The sequence below is a fragment of the Nostoc commune NIES-4072 genome (assembly GCF_003113895.1).
In the GTDB taxonomy this organism is placed as follows: Bacteria; Cyanobacteriota; Cyanobacteriia; order Cyanobacteriales; family Nostocaceae; genus Nostoc; species Nostoc commune.
The window spans coordinates 475,530-493,296 of record NZ_BDUD01000001.1 but is presented as its reverse complement, the minus strand read 5'-3'; the positions used below and the strand labels follow the sequence as shown (position 1 = coordinate 493,296).

Genomic DNA, 17,767 nt, shown 5'->3' with positions numbered 1-17,767 from the left:
CAAAAGTTACCATTATTCTTTGGTAGGGGGTGCTAGAAATTGAGAGGTATTATTGTCATCCTTGAATGCCATTTTATGATAAGGATTAACTAGTGTTTTCGTTTCTAGAGATGAATCGCTGTTAAACGGTTGATATCCGTTGGCACTGGATAATATATTGCCATATAGACCTCGCATAGATTGGATAATTGCACTAGCTGCTTGAATATTTTCATCTGGTTTGCCTTATTTATTTACCGCCGAGACACAGTAGAAAGTTTGAAGGCAGCAAACCTCCGTTGGCGCAGTCCGCCGTAGACATCAGGCTTTCTAAGACAGAGAATACGGAGAATAGAAATTTATATTATGTCCGCTTGATTACTTATTAAACTCGAAAAACCCCACCCTGCCAAAACTACGCTTTATCTCTCCTACCCGCAAGTGGGGAGGGAATTAAAGACTGAGGTGCAAAGGCTCTCGGAATCACAACTAATTATGCGGCCATGATATTAGAGAGGAATTCACTTGCAAGAATTTCTACTTACTTTAAAAGGGCTGGTCTTATGTTATACCTTTTTTATCTAGCTTGTGTAGTCATGTCTTTGCCTACAGTTGCCTCAACAGCTGAATACTGATGGTCATTGCCTGTGAGAGTTAAATTACTTAGACCTTACTGCTTCCTATCAAATACAACAGCGCCATACGAACGGCGACACCACTGGTAACTTGTGATTGTATGAGACTAAATTCTGGGTCATCCATCAATTCAGAACTGATTTCGACACCACGGTTAACTGGGCCTGGATGCAAAACTTTGACGTTAGGTTTACAAAGTTGCAGTTTTGTGCTTGTAATACCAAATAGCTGATGATATTCTCGCAAACTTGGCAGTAAATGAGCGGTCATGCGTTCCTTTTGCAGGCGCAAAGTCATGACAAAATCGGCATTTTGTAAAGCTGGTTCTAGTTGCCAATGTAGAAATAGTTGGGGAGTGGGGAGTGGGGAGTGGGGAGTGGGGGATGAGGAGATAATAAAGTTCTGATTTTTGACTCCTGCCTCTTCCAAAATATACTCAGCAAATAATTTGGGTAAGAGGGTGGGTGGGGCTGCTAGATGCACTTCGGCACCACTAGCGATTAAACTCCAGATATTCGATCGCGCTACACGAGAATGGAGAATATCCCCAACAATGGCAATCTTTTTACCTTTTAAAAGTTCTAGTCGGGGACTAGCTGGGTCAATTAGAGTACAAATGGTAAATAAATCTAGCAGTGCTTGGGAAGGATGCTCATGTTGACCATCACCAGCATTGAGGACGCTAACTTTTACACCTAAACGATCCATTTCAGCCGCGATCGCATTCGGTACTCCTGCCTCTCGATGGCGGACTACCATAATATCAGTTCCCATCGCCAAATAGGTTTTCGCCGTGTCGAGAATTGTTTCTCCCTTAGTCATAGAAGATGTGGCTGCGGCGAAATTCAGCGTATCTGCACTTAAGCGTTTCGCCGCGAGTTCAAAACTGCTGCGAGTGCGAGTAGACGATTCAAAAAATAAATTCGCCACCACCTGTCCCTGCAAGGTTGGTACTTTCTTCGTCCGCCGTGATAGCACCTCTTGAAAACTGGCAGCAGTTTGCAAAACAGTATTATATTCAGCCGCCGTAAAGTCAGCTAGGGAAAGAACGTGATGACGATTCCAGGTGGTAGTAGGCATATTTGGGGAGTGGAAAGTAGGGAGTGGGGAGATGAGGGAGATGAGGGAGATGAGGGAGATGAAGGGACAATTGATGCCCCATGCCCCATGCCCTATGCCCAATCCTTTTAGGTTGGTAAATGGAAAACGTTTAAAGCTAGAGAAATTAAGCTGAGGAACGTTAAAAACCCAATTGTATCTAGCATTGTAGTGACTAACGGGCCACTAACTAAAGCAGGGTCAAGCTTCAGCCGTGTCAAACCCATTGGCAGTAGAGTGCCAAGTGTAACAGCCACAATTGTATTAGTTGCCATTACCATTCCGGCAATTAAAGCCACCCATCGTTCTTGGGGTCGCGCCCAAATTAAGGAAAGCAGGAACATCGTTGTGGCTAAAGCTACGGCTGTACCTAAACCAGCTAAAAGTTCCTTGCGGAGAATTTTTAAGGTATCTTTGGATGTTACTTCGCCCACTCCCAAGCCACGAATTGTCACCGTTAATGATTGAATCCCAACAGTACCACCTGTGTTAGAAAAAATCGGCATGATTACTGCTAAGACTGGTACTGCGGCAATTACAGATTGAAAAGGCGCGATCGCACTGGCAGCACCAATATACAGTGCCATAATCCCCAACAGCCAAGGTAAGCGGTTGCGGATGGTGAGTAAGGGAGAGGATAAAGCTGCTTCATCACCACTGACACCCGCCAGTTTTTGGATATCTTCTGTGGCTTCCTCTTCCAAAATATCCATAACATCATCAATGGTGACGATGCCAACCAATCGGTCTTCTCGGTCAACTACGGGTATCGCGATTAAGTCGTAGCGCTGCATGATTCGCGCCACTTCTTCTTGGGGAGTTTCAGTTCTAACTTTGATGACGCGATCGCTAGCAATATCTTTGATGAAAACATCGGGAAAGGTAAACAACAACTGGCGCAGTGAAACTACTCTCACCAATGTCCGGTTGTCATCTGTGACGTAGGCGTAGTAAATAGACTCCTTGTCTTCGTCCTGACGGCGGATTTTGCTCAGGGCTTCACCTACAGTCAATCCTTGGCGCAACCGGACATATTCAGTTGTCATTACCCGCCCGGCAGTACCTTCTGGATAGCCGAGAATCGTTGCTGTTGCTTGCCTTTGTTCTGGACTCAGTTCTTGTAATAGCCGTTTGATTACCCCAGCAGGTAGTTCATCAAACAATTCTGCCCGTTCATCGGGACTCATCGCTTCTACAAGTTGCACTACCTGGACATCATGCAGAGAATTAATTAGTTCTTCCTGCACCTCTGTGGGCAGATATTCAAATACATCAATTGCCTGAGCTTTATTGAGTAAACGGAATGCGATCGCGCGTTGTTGTTCAGGCAATTGTGTAATGTAGTCTCCCACATCCACAGGTTGCAAGCGATTTAAATCCCATTTTAACTGGTTTAAATCGGTAGTATCAGTCAGCAAATCACGAATATCTTGTGTGAGCATGTAGATATATCTCCTAAGTCTCCCCCGCGCTGGGAGACTTCCTCGCCAGCTCAGAGGAGGTTGATACTGCCATCTGGTGGACTATGGCCCATAAAATTTCAACAATTCAATATCGATATCTAAATTAAGGCATCGCTAGTCATCATCCTAACCCGGAATAGCGCTCTCCGGTAAATACTGAATATCAGCATTCAGTATTTGTCATATTTACCACTAATAGCTGAGTTAATTACCCCGAATTTTAGGTAATTTTCGTCTAGCTTAAAGTAGATTTTACTATTGCTATAAGCTATGTGTCTTCCCAATGAACGAATTTTTTCGCAAACTTTATACAGTTAAAATATTCACAACATCAATCAGCAATACTTGGTATCAAGCAACTTCATGCATAGTCAGATGGATGACGGAGAATCAGAAATGGGTTACCAGGTTTCACTTCAACGTATAATTGCTAATGTTATGAATGCTGCGACCTTCTCCCTGTCCAAGTCAATTTTGTAATATTTAATACATTAAATCATCAACCATCAGCCATCCTATACCTACCCATCAGCACAATTAATCACGGGATCGCTTGCTGTATTCTTCACAGTTTGTTACAAAAGTACAAAGAACTTCTAGACACCCAAAACCACATGTTCGGCGGACTTACTGGTTTAAAAGATCCTAAAGGCACAGATTGGGGAGAGCGGATGCTCAACACGGTTGCCAGCCAAACGATTCGCCACCTGTTTAGCATGAGCGAGTCAGTAGAAGTCTTTGTGCGCTGCTACCCCTCCAGCAAACTGTTGCAAGGCAGCATTGATAGCTTTAAGATGAGTGGTCGTGGCTTGGTGATTCGGAAAGATTTTGCGGTAGAGGAGATGTCTTTTGAAACCGATGCCGTTGCCATTGACTTTGGCTCGGTTTTAAGTGGCAAACTCAGTCTTAAGCAGCCTACTCAAGCGATCGCCCAAGTGATTTTATCAGAAGCAGGCATAAACCAAGCCTTTAATGCGGAACTGGTGAAAAAGCGCCTGCTTAACCTCACCGTACCATCATTGACAGAATTATCTGGCGGTGAACCAGTTTCCTTTACGGAAGTACAGGTACAGCTATTGCCAGGAAATCGCTTACAGCTTGTAGCAAAAGCAGATTTAAATAATGGCGAACTCGTTCCCCTGAACATGAGCCTAACTTTAGGCATTGAAAGGCGGCGGCGAGTTTCCTTCAAAGATCCAAAAATCGAACTTGACCAAGTACCAGAAGCACAACGGGAAATCTCGCAAACCTTGAGTGTGGCGCTGGTAGAAATTTTAGATAATATGGTTGACCTTGATCGTTTTGACCTCGATGGAGTAAAAATGCGGCTCAACCGATTAGACACTGAAGGTGAAAAACTTATTTTCAGTGGTTATGCTGAAATTGAACGTATTCCACATAGCGCTTGATATGGTACTTTCACGCAAGCAAGGTAAGTAAAATTTTTAGCGTGAGTTCGATGAACCTCTCTCTGCCTTGAACTTTAGTTCAAGTTTTCCCCGCCCTTCGGAGAGAGAGGGTTTTACGTAGTAAAATCTCTTAGCGGTTTTTTGATTGGTCTAATTAAACGTACAGTGTATGAACAGTCAAACTCATGTTTTTTAGGGTCTTTGCATGAAGCTCTGAAAAAAAATTAAATACCGCCTAAAGCAATTTAGGCGGTATTATAAATCTTTAGGTTTTTAAGAGGTTAGGAGTTATGGATTATAAGTTGTAAGCAATTCTTATCCATCATTAATCACTTCTAACTCTTAAAGCTCTATCGCCCCACACCTACATATTGGAATCCAGCCCGGATCATTACTTCAGGGTCGAGGAAGTTACGACCGTCAATGATAACGGGGTGGGTCATCAATTTTGCCATCTTCACATAGTCAAGAGTGCTGAACTGCTGCCATTCGGTGACAAGTACCAATGCATCGCAGCCGTCAGCTAGTCTTTCGGCATCGGTTTCTACTAGTACACCAGAAAGCCCATGACGTAAACCTGTTTGGGAAACAATCGGGTCAAAGGCTTTAACTTTGGCCCCCAATCGGTTGAGCTGTTCAATTAGGTTGAGGGCTGGGGCGTCGCGCAAGTCGTCGGTATCGGGCTTGAAGGTCAATCCGAGTAGTCCAACTGTTTTGCCTTTGAGAATTTTCAGAACTTTTTGGAGTTTTTCTAAAGCAATCAATCGCTGGCGTTCGTTGACACTGACAGCAGCTTTGAGTAATTGGGCTTCATAGCCATAATCATCAGCAGTGTGAATCAGAGCGGAAACATCTTTGGGAAAACAAGAACCACCCCAACCAATACCAGCTTGTAAAAATTTGTTACCAATGCGGGAGTCTAGACCGATACCTCTAGCTACTTGGCTGACATCAGCACCGACGCGATCGCAAATATTAGCAACTTCGTTAATAAAACTAATCTTAGTGGCTAAAAAGGCATTAGCGGCGTATTTAATCATCTCCGCCGAACTCAAGTCTGTTGCCAGAATTGGCACAGGGGGTAAAGATTGATCCTCAGCGTACTTACGTTCCACAATTGGGGCATAGAGTTTTCGCATTAAGGCTACTGCTCTTTGACTATTGCCTCCTAGTACAATGCGATCAGGGTTGAAGGTGTCGTAAACTGCCGAACCTTCGCGCAAAAACTCTGGATTGCTGATTACATCAAACTCGGCTGCAAACTCAGGTAATTTTTCATTACTTGGAACCCCACCTGCGGGTACTAATGTTTTCTGCCGTTCAGCCACACCATCTAGAACAAGCATCCGTACCCAGTCACCTGAGCCAATGGGTACTGTAGATTTATTGACTATGACTTTATAACCACCGTTGAGATTTTCCCCAATTCCCCGGGCTACAGCTTCAACATAACGAGTATCACTTTCACCAGTGGGTAAAGGTGGCGTTCCCACAGCAATAAACAGAACTTCTCCGTGGGCAACTCCAGCAGCGAGATCGCTAGTAAAATGAATTTTCTCTGCTTGAATGGCAGACTGCATTATTTCTGAGAGTCCTGGCTCAAAAATTGGGGATTGCCCAGACTTCATTAACTTAACTTTTTCTTCGTTGTTGTCTACGCAAATGACATCATGCCCAATATGAGCCAAGCAAGCACCTGTAACTAAACCAACGTAACCAGTACCAATCACGCAAACACGCATTTTTTAACTCCTCACTTTTTTTTGGGGTTAGTCTTCTAAAAGAAGTATCAATATGACACTTAAACACAGGCAGTCAACTCAGCCACTAAACATACTAGCTACCGATAGGGTAGAGCCTGCATGAAATTTAGAGCAACGCTCTAGCTATTCAGGTGGTTGAATTATTTACATCGCTTTGAATGCGAGCGCGAAAATCTTCTATTGTTAGTTTTAACCCCTCTTGCAGAGGAATAGTCGGTTCCCAATTTAACCAAGTTTTTGCCTTTGTGATATCAGGTTGGCGACGCCGGGGATCGTCCGAAGGTAGTGGCTCGAATTTAATCTGCGCGTCTGGATTAATCATATTTTGCACAGCTTGTGCCAATTGCAAAATCGTATATTCACCAGGATTACCCAGGTTTACTGGGCCTATGTAGTCGCTATTCATTAGGCGGATGAATCCTTCGACTAAATCGGAAACATAGCAGAAACTACGAGTTTGCGAACCATCACCGTAAACGGTTAAAGGATTACCCCGCAAGGCTTGAACTATAAAGTTGCTCACCACCCGGCCATCATTTTCTAACATTCTCGGCCCATAAGTGTTAAATATCCGAACAACTCGAATATCAACTTTATTTTGCCTATAGTAATCAAATGCTAGAGTTTCAGCAATTCTTTTACCTTCGTCGTAGCATGAACGTATGCCAATGGGATTGACGCTACCCCGATACTCTTCAGGTTGGGGATGAACTTCTGGATCGCCGTATACTTCACTGGTTGAAGCTAAGAAAAATCTAGCTTTCACACGTTTAGCCAGCCCTAACATATTGAGTGTTCCCATCACGTTAGTTTTAACGGTTTTAACTGGGTTGTACTGGTAATGTACTGGTGAAGCAGGACAAGCTAAATGATAAATTTGATCCACTTCTAAGCGAATTGGTTCGGTAATATCGTGGCGGATCAGTTCAAAGTACGGGTTATCTAACCATTTAAGGATGTTCCGTTTGTGACCAGTGTAAAAATTATCTAAGCATATTACTTCATGCCCATCGGTCATTAGTCGGTCGATGAGATGGGAACCAATAAACCCAGCACCACCCGTCACCAAAATTCTCATAGTTTCCCAGTTATTTACAAATATTTTCAGTAGCTATTGCACTCAGTTTTAGATTACCCAGATTAGGGACAAAAATACAAAACGAAAAAAAGAACAAAGTTCAATCAAAAAGTCCTGTTGAATTTACGTATTTTTCTCCGGTTATATTTCTGTTATTTTTTACTTCCTTCCTTAATAATTTAACTAGTAAAATAACAAAAATTGCCAGTCTTCCATCTAAAGTTCATCAAATCTTTAACAATACAAAGTGTTTTTATGAATACTACTGTTTTAAGTTGGATGCAGGAATTGGTTGACACTTTCCACAGTTCAAGGTCTTACAATTACCTATATTTGTGCAATAGTCAAGTTATCGTATTTACCAATATTCTGCCCTGTATTTAAGTGCAGAGACTTATATCATTTCAGGATATTCTTGCTATAAATACATACATTTGTAGGTGTATACAGATGTACCCCCTAGAAATGATTCATTTGTTGTAAAGTTTGTTGTCAATGCGATGCCTCCGGCGGACTACACCAACGCAGCCTAAGTCCACGTGAGTAGACTGAACTCTGCCTCATATCATACAGCAGAGGTAATGCTAGTAACCGTCTTAGACATAACTAAATTTGTGGTTTGAGTACGTTGCGGCTCTCCAAGCATGATAATGGAGCAGGTGAGTTGTCTGGCTAACTGAGTTGTGACATCGCTAATGGCTAATCCTCCAGGGCTGGTACGATTACGTATAAAAGGTAAAACTACTAAATCATATAATCGCGCTGCCTGCAAAATTGCTTGAGCAACATTCTCATGAGCGATAATTTGAATTTCTGGGGCATTGGTTAAAGCTAATTGAGATACCAATAGGGAGAGATGCGATCGCCTCCAAGCAATTTTACTAGAACTAGTGCGGCGATCGCACACATTCAGTACAGTAATGTGGCTCTGATTTGCCTCTGCCAGCATCTGGGCAAATTGTACAGGCTGTAATGTCGGCGCTGTTAAGTTTTCTACTGGTACTAAGATGCGCTGAATTTTTTTCGGTGATTCTACTAAACGTGTTACCGCTACTGGACAATGGGATGCCCAAAGTACACCATCAATCACATTCCCAAATAAACGCGCTCGTAATCCAGTCCGTTTACCCCAACCCATAACGATTAAATTAGCCTTTTGTTCACGAGCTGCTCTGCTAATTCCTTGAGCAAAAGCATCATCAATCCGCAGCATTGGTTCTGCGGCTACACCCAATCCTCGACTGTGTACCGTGGCTTTGGTTAATAATTGCTCACTGCGTTGTAGAGATGCTTCTAACTGCGGTGCATCCATTTGACCAGTGGCATTAGCGATCGCAAGTGGTATAATTTTGCCTTTACACTGACGCGCTAATAACGCCGCCATTTCAATCAAATACTGCTCAGTATGAGGATTGTAGACAGGTACAACTATAGTAAAAGCACTGTCTGTTTTTGGTGCATTTTGGTCAGGTTGGGGTGATGCTGGATCTTCGGCGGGTGAAGAATTCAAACCAACAGCTATTTTATTAGTGATCAACGGCCCCAAAGTTGATGTGACAACCATTAAGACAATCACGCTGTGTAATACTTCTAGTGGCAGCAACCCAGCCCGGTATCCCACTAACGTTGCTGCTAACGTTGTCGCCACCTGGGGAAGTGATAGCGACCAGATGGTTAGCATTTCTTGCCAGTTGTAGCGGTAAATCAGTTTTGTGAAAAAAGCTGCTATCAATTTACTGACAATCAAACCAACTATCATCAACAGCGTTAACTTGAGCGTGTCTAGGTTATTCACAAAGGCGGGTAGATTGATCGTTAAGCCAAGGTCAACAAAGAAAATGGGAATAAATAGCACACTGCCAATAAATACCATTTTTTGTTTGACTGGGCCTTCCCCTACAGCTTCATTTACTGCCAAACCCGCTAAAAACGCACCAACAATTTTCTCTATCCCAATCAATTGAGCGCCCACAGCCGCCAGAAACACAGAAAGCAATACAAACAAAAACTTGTTTCCTTCGTCGTCTCCAGACCGTTTGAAAAATTCTTTGCCTGCCCAATCAAAGCCTGTCACAACGGCAACAGAGTAAATAATTAACCAACCAGACAAGCTGAGTAGTTTTGCAAAGCTGAATGCTCCAGCATGAGCGACGCTTACACAAACGGCTAAGATTAGTACTGCGCCAATATCTGTAAAAATCTTAGCTCCAATAGTGACCGTAACAGCTTCGTTATTGCTGACTCCCAAACGGCTGATTATGGGATATGCCAAAAGAGTATAGGAAGCGAATAAAGAGCCAATTAATATTGAAGTATTCCAGCCATAGCTTAAAATCAGCCCTACTAAGGTTCCCATCACCAGGGGTACACTGAAAGTTAAACTAGCAAATCCGAAGGCACGACTTTTTTGCCGACGAAACTGTTCTAGATCAACTTCTAGCCCTGCGACAAACAGCAAGTAAATTAACCCAATGTCTGATAGCAGGTTAATCATCGACGAGTCCGACTGAAATAGATTCCAGCCTGAGGGGCCCAGTATTAGCCCTGAGAAAACCAAACCCACTAATCCTGGTAATCTTAGCCGCTCAAACATGATCGGTATAACTAAGATGACCACTAGCAAAATAGCAAAGGGAACAATTGGTTCCTTGCCAAGAACTTGGGAAGTTGGCTCCAGAGCAAGAACTTGTAATATGAGTTCCATCATGTAGGAATGAAGGCGCTATGGTAAAACTGCGATTCCTTTGGGGCGATCGCTTAATCGATATAAATAAATAGAGAAGCCACCTGAGGAAAAATCAAATATATTAATTTACACTAACTAGGCAATTGTCTCAGAACTAACTACCTATGGATGGATTTGACTCAAAATGAACCGTAAGCGATCGTAGTCGTCTTTAAGTAGGACACTTAAGCTACGTCCAGCTTTAATTAGCCATTCTCGATCAGCTTTGCGTAACTGGTATATATCTCGAATGGCAGCTGCGGCCAAAGACTCTACTGGCGCACCGTTAATACAAAGGAGTGTCCGCAAAAAATCTAGTTCTTCAGTAAATTTAATAATTGCTTCTGGTTCGCATCGATAAACAGCTTGATGAATTTGCGGGGGACGCGGTGGTAGATATTGATATATTCTTTGGTTATAACCTCGATTCTGGGAAGATTGCTCAAATCCTACGATCGCAGCCCTAAATTCTGTTCTAAGCATGGCAAATATCTGGGGTTGTTCTTCACGTAAGTCTTGCAATGACAACCCCAAAGCTCTAGCCCGGTGTACGGAATCTATGGGCATAGTTGTGGCATAATATACTACCGCATAAACTTGATTGCCCGATTCTTCATCTACAGAGCAGACCCAACTACCAAAGGGTGGCATGGAGGGAAAGCTCAAATCGTCTGGTTCCAAACACTGAGCTAAAAATTCAGTACTAGTAGTTTCAATCACCTCCGCAATGTGGTTGGGATGGCGATCGCCAGTAGCAAACTGTGGTAAAGGGAGGCGCATAGTAATTTAGTCATTAGTCATTGGTCATTAGTCATTTGGTAAAAACAAATGGCTAATGACTAATCTTATTTGGCTTTTTTACGTCCGGCTGTGGTTTCTACGAGTTCCAATTCGCTCAGGCGAAAGGTAATTAATTTATCCCAGTTACCACCTTCAAATAATACGGCTACTTTGCCATCGGTCAGTCGTTGCACGAGTCCTTCGTAGCGATAATAGGTATCTGCGGGATTTTTGACGCGAACAGTTGCTCCAGGCAGAATCATGTTTTTAGCCTCGCTTGTTTCCTTTTAATAGCTTAATACTTCTTATTAGTCATTTGTCATTTGTCATTGGTCATTAGCAAAGGACAAAGGACTAATGACTAATGACGAATCAATAATACTTCTGCCTTTGGCGAAAATTTGCTACTGATTCTACTATTCCCAAGGAAATGAAGTTGGTCAGCATAGCAGAACGCCCATAACTCATCCAAGGTAGGGGAATGCCTGCCACAGGCGCTAAACCAACTGTCATGCCAACGTTGACAATTAGCTGAAACACAATCATAGACAAAACGCCAATAGCCAACAAGGAACCAAAGTTATCTTTGGCGGTTTGGGCAACATGCAGTAGACGAAAGCAAATTAAGCAGAAGGCAAATAGCACTACCAAACAACCAACAAAACCGAATTCTTCCCCTACTGCGGAGAAAATAAAGTCTGTATGCTGTTCAGGTACGAAATTCAGTTGCGTCATTGGCCCCTTGAACAGACCCCATCCCCAAATTTCACCAGCACCAATAGCAATGCGAGATTGGATTAAGTGATATCCAGCACCGAGTGGATCGTGATCGGGGTTCATGAATACAGTTAGTCGATCTTTTTGATACTCTTTCAAAACATGGTTCCAAGCGAAGACTCCTAATTCGCCACCCAGTATATTGAGAGTCCACGCACCAATAGCACCTAAACCAAATCGACGCCAGGGAAGAGTTTGCCAGCCCACAATAGCCATCGCAAATGACCAAACTATTCCTAATGGGCCAAAAGATAGTTCTTTGAATAAAACTATCGGCTCTGATAAAGGCCAAGATATACTAAACAAAATTGCGGCAACCACAGGAGAAATCATCAGAATTAACCAGCCTGGGTTAGCATTTGCCCAGTAAAGCATTCCTAAAACGATCGCACCAAATACCAGTGATGTTGCTAAATCTGGCTGCAAAAATATTAATCCCCAAGGTATAGCGGTGATTGCCAGAACGCGAAAAACACTTTCGAGGGTAGAAGCAGTACGCCTATGTAGTAAAGCTGCTAAGGTGATGATCATGCCGATTTTGGCAAATTCAGAGGGTTGGACATTGAAACCAGCAATAGGAATCCACCTCTGTGCCCCTTTAGCACTTGTACCAGCAATCATCACAGCGATTAAGCTGAAGTTCGTTAGTGCATAAGTTACCCAGTGCAACTGCATCAAGATTTCATAACGGGTGCGAGCTAAAAACAGCGCTATAAGCACACCGATACCCGCTACGATCCAGTGCCACCACCAGTCAGTTACTGGCTGCTTCAGTTCCGTACTGAGAATCATGACACCACCAAAGATACTGACAGCAATCGGCAAACAAAATAGTAGCCAATCTACATTCTGCCAAGGCTTAACCCAAGACTTCCAGCGAATTTTGGGGAGCGATCGTTTTAATAACATTGTGTAAGTTTAGACTTTAGCTTTAATTGTTGGGAATTGGGCATTGGGCATGGGGCATGGGGGCATTGGTTATTTCCCCTCTACTCCCCCTGCTCCCTCATCTCCCCACTCCCCACTCCCCATTCCCCAGTATTCCCAAGACATAGCCCAGGAAGCAGATAGAAATTAAAATTAATTATGTCAAAGCAGCAACTGATACTTTACCAGCAATGGTAAGAGCGATCGCTGTTAATGCTTTTGCTGAGGCTGAATCTGGATCACCAACAACTATTGGCACACCACTATCACCGCCAACTCGTGTAGAAATTTCTAGCGGTACGCACCCCAAAAGTGGCACTCCCAATTCGGCGGCTGTTTTAGAGCCACCACCGGAACCAAAGATGTCATACTGCTTATCCGGTTGATCGGGGGGGATAAAATAGCTCATATTTTCCACGATCCCCAATACCGGGACATTCATCTGCTGGAACATTCGCAATCCCTTGCGAGAATCTAACAGGGCTACATTTTGCGGCGTGGTGACAATTACTGCCCCTGCCATCGGCACTGCTTGGGTCAAAGTTAACTGAGCATCTCCGGTTCCCGGTGGCATATCTACAATCAAATAGTCCAGTTCTCCCCATTGCACTTGATAGAGAAACTGGCGAATTACACCATTGAGCATAGGCCCCCGCCAAATTACTGGCTGATCCCGGTCAATCAAAAAGCCCATTGAAACTAATTTGACGCCGTGATTAAAAGCAGGTTCTAGGATGTCACCTGTTTCACTAGAACGCACAGTGATTTGGGCATCAGCTAGCCCCAGCATGGTGGGGTCATTAGGCCCGTAAATATCAGCATCTAGCAAACCGACTTTTGCGCCAGTTTGAGCTAGAGCCACTGCTACATTCACCGCCACCGTACTTTTACCAACGCCACCTTTGCCACTGGAAACAGCAATGATATTTTTCACCCCAGAAATGCCAGTGCGTTGGCGCAGCTCGCCGGAGGCATCGGGTAAACTTTTTTGTTGCGGTGTTTCTGCCGTTACTTCTATACTGACATCTGTAACACCTGGGAGTTTTTTGACAGCTTTCTTACAGTCTTCAACGATAAATTCACGTAAAGGACAGGCAGGAGTGGTTAACACCAAAGTGAAACTAACTTTGCCACCGTCAATTTTCACGTTGCGAATCATATTCAGTTCTACCAGACTTTTGCGGAGTTCTGGGTCTTCTACTGGTCGCAACACTTCTAAGACAGAACGAGAATCGAGGACATCGTACATAAAAATTTAAAATTCAAAATGAATAAATACACTTGTGGCGAACATCTTAGCTATTAACTGGATGCTTTCTTAAGTAAGGTCAGCTTAGTATTTTCACTGTCAATGCCGTAATAAAACTTAGCAAATTGCATTATCACCTAATAGAATCTTAACTTTCTTTAGTCATTAGTCATTAGTCATTGGTCATTAGTCATTTTCTAATGCCCCATGCCCCATGCCCCATGCCCAATGCCCCATGCCCAATCCCCAGTCCCCTATCCCCAATACTTAAAAATCCAAACAACTGTCATTAAGGGATTTTTTCTTACCAGATACCGTTGGCAATGCCGTCTTTTCTACTGCTTCTACTAAAGACCGGGCTACGCGGTCTGCATAAGGACGGGATAAAGACCAAATTAGGGGCGATAACCAACCCCGTAGTGTTACAGAATAAGACAAACAAGTACCACAAACTGTTGACTCTACTTGATAAGTCACCCGTTCCTCTATCCCAGGAATCGCTAGCACTCGGATACTCAGCATCTCCCTATGATTGACACGTTCCACAAAAATTCGGATGGGAATTGGCCAAAAGCGTGTTACAGCATGAAAAATTAATCCTGGCTTGGGTACTAATCCGTAGGGCACGTTAGTACTCTTAAGTAGTGGATGCCAGGAAACATCAGTTAAATCAGCAACTTTTTGCCATAGTTCATCTACAGAAGCAGAACTTATCTCTCGATACGTCCGCACCAGAGAAGCGCAAAACCGACGACGTTTGCGGTGGATGAATTTGGATAACCAACCTTGCATTTTCCTAATCCTCCTCGCTAGACACTTTCTGGTAACTCTGGTATTGTGGGCAATTACCCTTAAACCCTAATAAAACTGTATGTACTCAGGGGCAACTCATGTAGACGCAAAGCGGTGAAGCAGCGCGGTCTTGGGGGTTTCCCCCATGAGCGACTGCTGAACCCGGAGGGCTTCTTGCAGGGTATTGCCCTAAGAAAAACATTCTTTTCAATTATTGTTTGCGTAACTCCTGCCTAAATTAAAACTTTCTCAGAAATGCCCTAAACATAGCAAGCCTGTATTCGGTACAGACGCTAACAGATAATATAGGCAATATGGCAAAGAAGTTTTGATCAGGCTACTTAAACCTTTGATAATTTAAGGTTACGACTAAAGTCTAGTGTTTATACCAGAATGTTCCAATTAAGAATTTCAAAAAAAACTCAGTCAATATACAAGCCTATACGCATTTGAGGGAAAATAAACTCTAGTGATGCCCATCAATCGTATAAATGCTTAACCAGTAAGAAAAAGCGGGTTGGGCAAATAGAGCTTGATTGTTGGCGCGTGTTTCCCCCAAATTTTAAGATAAGAAATTTGTGGCTTTCTGGAAATTGTAATTTTTTAGGTTCGGGAATCTATGTTGACCAACTCGCAAACACCAACTGTATCAGCAGAATCATCCAAGTCTTTGCCAGCACCTGACGCTCAGACTAGAGTCAGTCAGTTTATGAAACAACTGCAAGACGAAATTACCGAATCATTGGCAAAACTAGATGGTGTGGCTAATTTTCATGAAGATAGTTGGGAACGCCCAGAAGGGGGCGGAGGGCGATCGCGCGTGCTGCGAGAAGGTGCAATATTTGAACAAGCTGGTGTAAATTTTTCTGAAGTTTGGGGTTCCCATTTGCCAGCCTCGATTTTAGCCCAACGCCCTGAAGCCGCAGGGCATGGCTTTTATGCCACGGGCACTTCAATGGTATTACATCCTCACAATCCTTACGTGCCGACAGTTCATCTCAATTATCGCTACTTTGAAGCGGGGCCAGTGTGGTGGTTTGGTGGTGGTCTTGACTTGACACCTTATTACCCCTTTGCTGAAGATGCGGCACATTTACATAAAACGTTAAAACAGGCTTGTGACAAACACCACCCAGATTATTACCCTGTGTTTAAGCGGTGGTGCGATGAATATTTCTACCTCAAGCATCGTGATGAGACACGGGGCGTAGGTGGTTTGTTTTTTGATTACCAAGATGGCGAGGGTGCTTTATATCGCGGGCCAAATCCCAATGGAGAAGCAGCTATTTATAGCAACCAGGTGGGAACACCAGCAACCCGTAATTGGGAAGATTTGTTTGCTTTTGTGCAAGACTGTGGTAGAGCATTTTTACCAGCTTACGTACCAATTGTAGAACGGCGCAATGGGATGGAGTATGGCGATCGCCAACGGAATTTTCAACTCTACCGTCGAGGACGGTATGTAGAATTTAACTTGGTTTATGACCGAGGCACCATTTTTGGTTTACAAACCAACGGACGCACCGAATCAATTCTCATGTCCCTACCGCCCTTAGTGCGCTGGGAATACGGCTATCAACCGGAACCCAATTCCCCAGAAGCCGAGTTGTATGAAACTTTCCTTAAGCCTCAAGATTGGATCAACTGGACATCACCAACATCATCTCATTAGTGACTTGAAAATCGGGCATGGGGCATGGGGCATGGGGCATTGGTTATTAATATTCTCCTCTGCTCCCCCTGCCTCCCCTGCTCCCTCTTCCCTCCCCACAATTTTGCTGAGTTCAATTACAAAAGTTAAGCACTTAGCAAAAAAAGGTGACAATTTTAGCTATAGCTTGTTAATCTCAAGTGGCAGTATTAGAAAATTCTGTAACTAGTTAATCTTCAGAGAAATGTCACGGGGAGGGCTTTAGTGATTCATATAGACCAAAAAACTTATACAACCCAAGACGGAAACACCGTTATTGTCCTGACACCAGCAGGTCGCCTAGACATTACTACTGCTTGGCAATTCCGGCTGAAGTTACAGGAGTGTATTTCCAAACTCAGCCGCCATGTAGTTGTAAATCTGGCTCAGGTAAATTTTATTGATAGTTCTGGTCTTACATCTTTGGTTGCTGGGATGCGTGATGCTGATAAAGTCAAGGGCAGTTTCCGTATCTGTAATGTACATCCAGAAGCCAAACTCGTGTTTGAAGTGACGATGATGGATACTGTCTTTGAAATATTTGAAACAGAAGAGGAAGCTTTAGAAGGTGTACCTCGTAGCATCGCTAGCTAATAAAGAGTTAGGAGACGCGATTAATCGCGTCTGTACAAGAGCGATTAATCGCGTCTGTACAGGAGTTAATTCAAAATTCATAACTCATAACTCATGACTTATAACTTTATCTTATTGAATACTGGTTTCGCTTGGTGTAGCGATAAGACCCCATAATCGCTCCCCAAGTTGCTTTTCCAGTTGCTGGCTCGATTCCTTTGTCGTAGCTGTGAAATTCTGTCGCCGTAGCTTCAAAACCCAAGGAAACATTGATGCTATTGCCAAGATAAGTAAAACTGCAACGAGTTTCTGGTGGTGCGGTAGCGGTAAACTTATAGCGATCGCCAGCTAGGGTTTCTTGAGTAACTGTTAGGATACAACCTGGTAGTAAATCTAATTTTTCGGATGTCAGTGTGTTAAGTAGAGCAGGGTTATTGCCTGCGCCTATTAATGCACCTGGATCTTGAGGCATGTAGTATTGTACTTCCAAAGATGTGTTATTACTGCCCTGGCGCAATCGCATAATTCGCTGGCGGTAAGGTTTATCTAGGTTAACAACGTTAGCTTGTTCGGCAAACAGGGTAATGCTATCTTCTGTGAACAGATTAATTGGTCTTTGCCACAGCCGGAGATGGACATACCAAATTGGTTCTCCTATGGCTTGTTCCTGATTATCAAATTCCCCAGCTAGATACTCACCCAAAGCAATTAACTGTGGCGAGAAGTTCATAAATGCGATAAAAAAATCATTAAGGATAAATATTTTTGGCTAGTTTTTTAGCGGAAAGAGTCTTAATCCCCTATGGCTACTAGCTTATAAAATACTTT

15 protein-coding genes are annotated in these 17,767 nt (G+C 43.3%); 4 read left to right on the top strand and 11 right to left on the bottom strand.

Annotated features, from left to right (window positions below; all coding sequences use genetic code 11):
• Positions 1-642: 642 nt before the first annotated feature.
• The gene (locus CDC33_RS02135; RefSeq protein ID WP_109007092.1) at positions 643-1,695 is read right to left on the bottom strand and encodes an aspartate carbamoyltransferase catalytic subunit; all 1,053 of its coding nucleotides are present in this window, start codon (positions 1,693-1,695) and stop codon (positions 643-645) included.
• Between CDC33_RS02135 and CDC33_RS38220 the strand changes: the two genes are divergently transcribed.
• Positions 1,666-1,806, top strand: coding sequence for a hypothetical protein (locus CDC33_RS38220; RefSeq protein WP_181373868.1), 141 nt, complete (start codon positions 1,666-1,668; stop codon positions 1,804-1,806). The genes CDC33_RS02135 and CDC33_RS38220 overlap by 30 nt on opposite strands.
• Here the strand turns inward: CDC33_RS38220 and mgtE are convergent.
• Complete coding sequence (mgtE, locus tag CDC33_RS02130; RefSeq protein WP_109007091.1) at positions 1,803-3,155, bottom strand: magnesium transporter; 1,353 nt, start codon at positions 3,153-3,155, stop codon at positions 1,803-1,805. The genes CDC33_RS38220 and mgtE overlap by 4 nt on opposite strands.
• A 635-nt stretch (positions 3,156-3,790) precedes the next feature.
• Between mgtE and CDC33_RS02125 the strand changes: the two genes are divergently transcribed.
• Positions 3,791-4,585, top strand: coding sequence for an LmeA family phospholipid-binding protein (locus tag CDC33_RS02125; protein WP_181374204.1), 795 nt, complete (start codon positions 3,791-3,793; stop codon positions 4,583-4,585).
• A gap of 350 nt (positions 4,586-4,935) precedes the next feature.
• On the opposite strand, the gene CDC33_RS02120 is transcribed toward CDC33_RS02125, so the two are convergent.
• The 8 genes from CDC33_RS02120 to CDC33_RS02085 form a co-directional block, all read right to left on the bottom strand.
• Positions 4,936-6,327 carry a UDP-glucose dehydrogenase family protein gene (locus CDC33_RS02120; protein WP_109007089.1) on the bottom strand — a complete coding sequence of 464 codons (1,392 nt, stop codon included), beginning with the start codon at positions 6,325-6,327 and terminating at the stop codon, positions 4,936-4,938.
• A gap of 148 nt (positions 6,328-6,475) precedes the next feature.
• On the bottom strand, positions 6,476-7,426 hold the full coding sequence (locus tag CDC33_RS02115) for a UDP-glucuronic acid decarboxylase family protein (RefSeq protein WP_109007088.1): 951 nt from the start codon (positions 7,424-7,426) through the stop codon (positions 6,476-6,478).
• Between the two features lie 565 nt (positions 7,427-7,991).
• Positions 7,992-10,130 (bottom strand): cation:proton antiporter domain-containing protein, encoded by a 2,139-nt coding sequence (locus CDC33_RS02110; protein WP_109007087.1) that lies wholly within the window; start codon positions 10,128-10,130, stop codon positions 7,992-7,994.
• 144 nt (positions 10,131-10,274) lie between these two features.
• Entirely contained in the window at positions 10,275-10,931 is a 657-nt protein-coding gene (locus tag CDC33_RS02105) for an HAS-barrel domain-containing protein (protein ID WP_109007086.1), read from the bottom strand.
• 65 nt (positions 10,932-10,996) lie between these two features.
• Entirely contained in the window at positions 10,997-11,194 is a 198-nt protein-coding gene (locus CDC33_RS02100; protein WP_109007085.1) for an NAD(P)H dehydrogenase subunit NdhS, read from the bottom strand.
• 109 nt (positions 11,195-11,303) lie between these two features.
• Complete coding sequence (gene rodA, locus CDC33_RS02095; RefSeq protein WP_109007084.1) at positions 11,304-12,617, bottom strand: rod shape-determining protein RodA; 1,314 nt, start codon at positions 12,615-12,617, stop codon at positions 11,304-11,306.
• 175 nt (positions 12,618-12,792) lie between these two features.
• Complete coding sequence (locus CDC33_RS02090; protein WP_109007083.1) at positions 12,793-13,884, bottom strand: Mrp/NBP35 family ATP-binding protein; 1,092 nt, start codon at positions 13,882-13,884, stop codon at positions 12,793-12,795.
• A 267-nt stretch (positions 13,885-14,151) separates the two neighbouring features.
• Positions 14,152-14,676, bottom strand: coding sequence for a polyketide cyclase / dehydrase and lipid transport (locus CDC33_RS02085; protein ID WP_109007082.1), 525 nt, complete (start codon positions 14,674-14,676; stop codon positions 14,152-14,154).
• A gap of 619 nt (positions 14,677-15,295) precedes the next feature.
• On the opposite strand from CDC33_RS02085, the gene hemF reads away from it, so the two are divergent.
• Positions 15,296-16,348, top strand: a complete 1,053-nt coding sequence (gene hemF, locus CDC33_RS02080) for an oxygen-dependent coproporphyrinogen oxidase (protein ID WP_109007081.1) — start codon at positions 15,296-15,298, stop codon at positions 16,346-16,348.
• Between the two features lie 243 nt (positions 16,349-16,591).
• Positions 16,592-16,960 (top strand): STAS domain-containing protein, encoded by a 369-nt coding sequence (locus tag CDC33_RS02075; RefSeq protein WP_012411454.1) that lies wholly within the window; start codon positions 16,592-16,594, stop codon positions 16,958-16,960.
• A 106-nt stretch (positions 16,961-17,066) separates the two neighbouring features.
• Here CDC33_RS02075 and CDC33_RS02070 read toward each other — a convergent pair whose 3' ends face one another.
• Positions 17,067-17,669 (bottom strand): chromophore lyase CpcT/CpeT, encoded by a 603-nt coding sequence (locus tag CDC33_RS02070; protein ID WP_109007080.1) that lies wholly within the window; start codon positions 17,667-17,669, stop codon positions 17,067-17,069.
• Positions 17,670-17,767: the final 98 nt, after the last annotated feature.

What these genes read in the sequence shown, in the direction of transcription:
- CDC33_RS02125 (WP_181374204.1), top strand. Translation starts at nt 3,791, where the DNA reads ATGTTCGGCGGACTTACTGGTTTAAAAGATCCTAAAGGCACAGATTGG.
- CDC33_RS02070 (WP_109007080.1), bottom strand. Translation starts at nt 17,669, where the DNA reads ATGAACTTCTCGCCACAGTTAATTGCTTTGGGTGAGTATCTAGCTGGG.
- CDC33_RS02085 (WP_109007082.1), bottom strand. Translation starts at nt 14,676, where the DNA reads ATGCAAGGTTGGTTATCCAAATTCATCCACCGCAAACGTCGTCGGTTT.
- CDC33_RS02120 (WP_109007089.1), bottom strand. Translation starts at nt 6,327, where the DNA reads ATGCGTGTTTGCGTGATTGGTACTGGTTACGTTGGTTTAGTTACAGGT.
- CDC33_RS02090 (WP_109007083.1), bottom strand. Translation starts at nt 13,884, where the DNA reads ATGTACGATGTCCTCGATTCTCGTTCTGTCTTAGAAGTGTTGCGACCA.
- mgtE (WP_109007091.1), bottom strand. Translation starts at nt 3,155, where the DNA reads ATGCTCACACAAGATATTCGTGATTTGCTGACTGATACTACCGATTTA.
- CDC33_RS02110 (WP_109007087.1), bottom strand. Translation starts at nt 10,130, where the DNA reads ATGGAACTCATATTACAAGTTCTTGCTCTGGAGCCAACTTCCCAAGTT.
- CDC33_RS02135 (WP_109007092.1), bottom strand. Translation starts at nt 1,695, where the DNA reads ATGCCTACTACCACCTGGAATCGTCATCACGTTCTTTCCCTAGCTGAC.
- CDC33_RS02105 (WP_109007086.1), bottom strand. Translation starts at nt 10,931, where the DNA reads ATGCGCCTCCCTTTACCACAGTTTGCTACTGGCGATCGCCATCCCAAC.
- rodA (WP_109007084.1), bottom strand. Translation starts at nt 12,617, where the DNA reads ATGTTATTAAAACGATCGCTCCCCAAAATTCGCTGGAAGTCTTGGGTT.
- hemF (WP_109007081.1), top strand. Translation starts at nt 15,296, where the DNA reads ATGTTGACCAACTCGCAAACACCAACTGTATCAGCAGAATCATCCAAG.
- CDC33_RS02100 (WP_109007085.1), bottom strand. Translation starts at nt 11,194, where the DNA reads ATGATTCTGCCTGGAGCAACTGTTCGCGTCAAAAATCCCGCAGATACC.
- CDC33_RS02115 (WP_109007088.1), bottom strand. Translation starts at nt 7,426, where the DNA reads ATGAGAATTTTGGTGACGGGTGGTGCTGGGTTTATTGGTTCCCATCTC.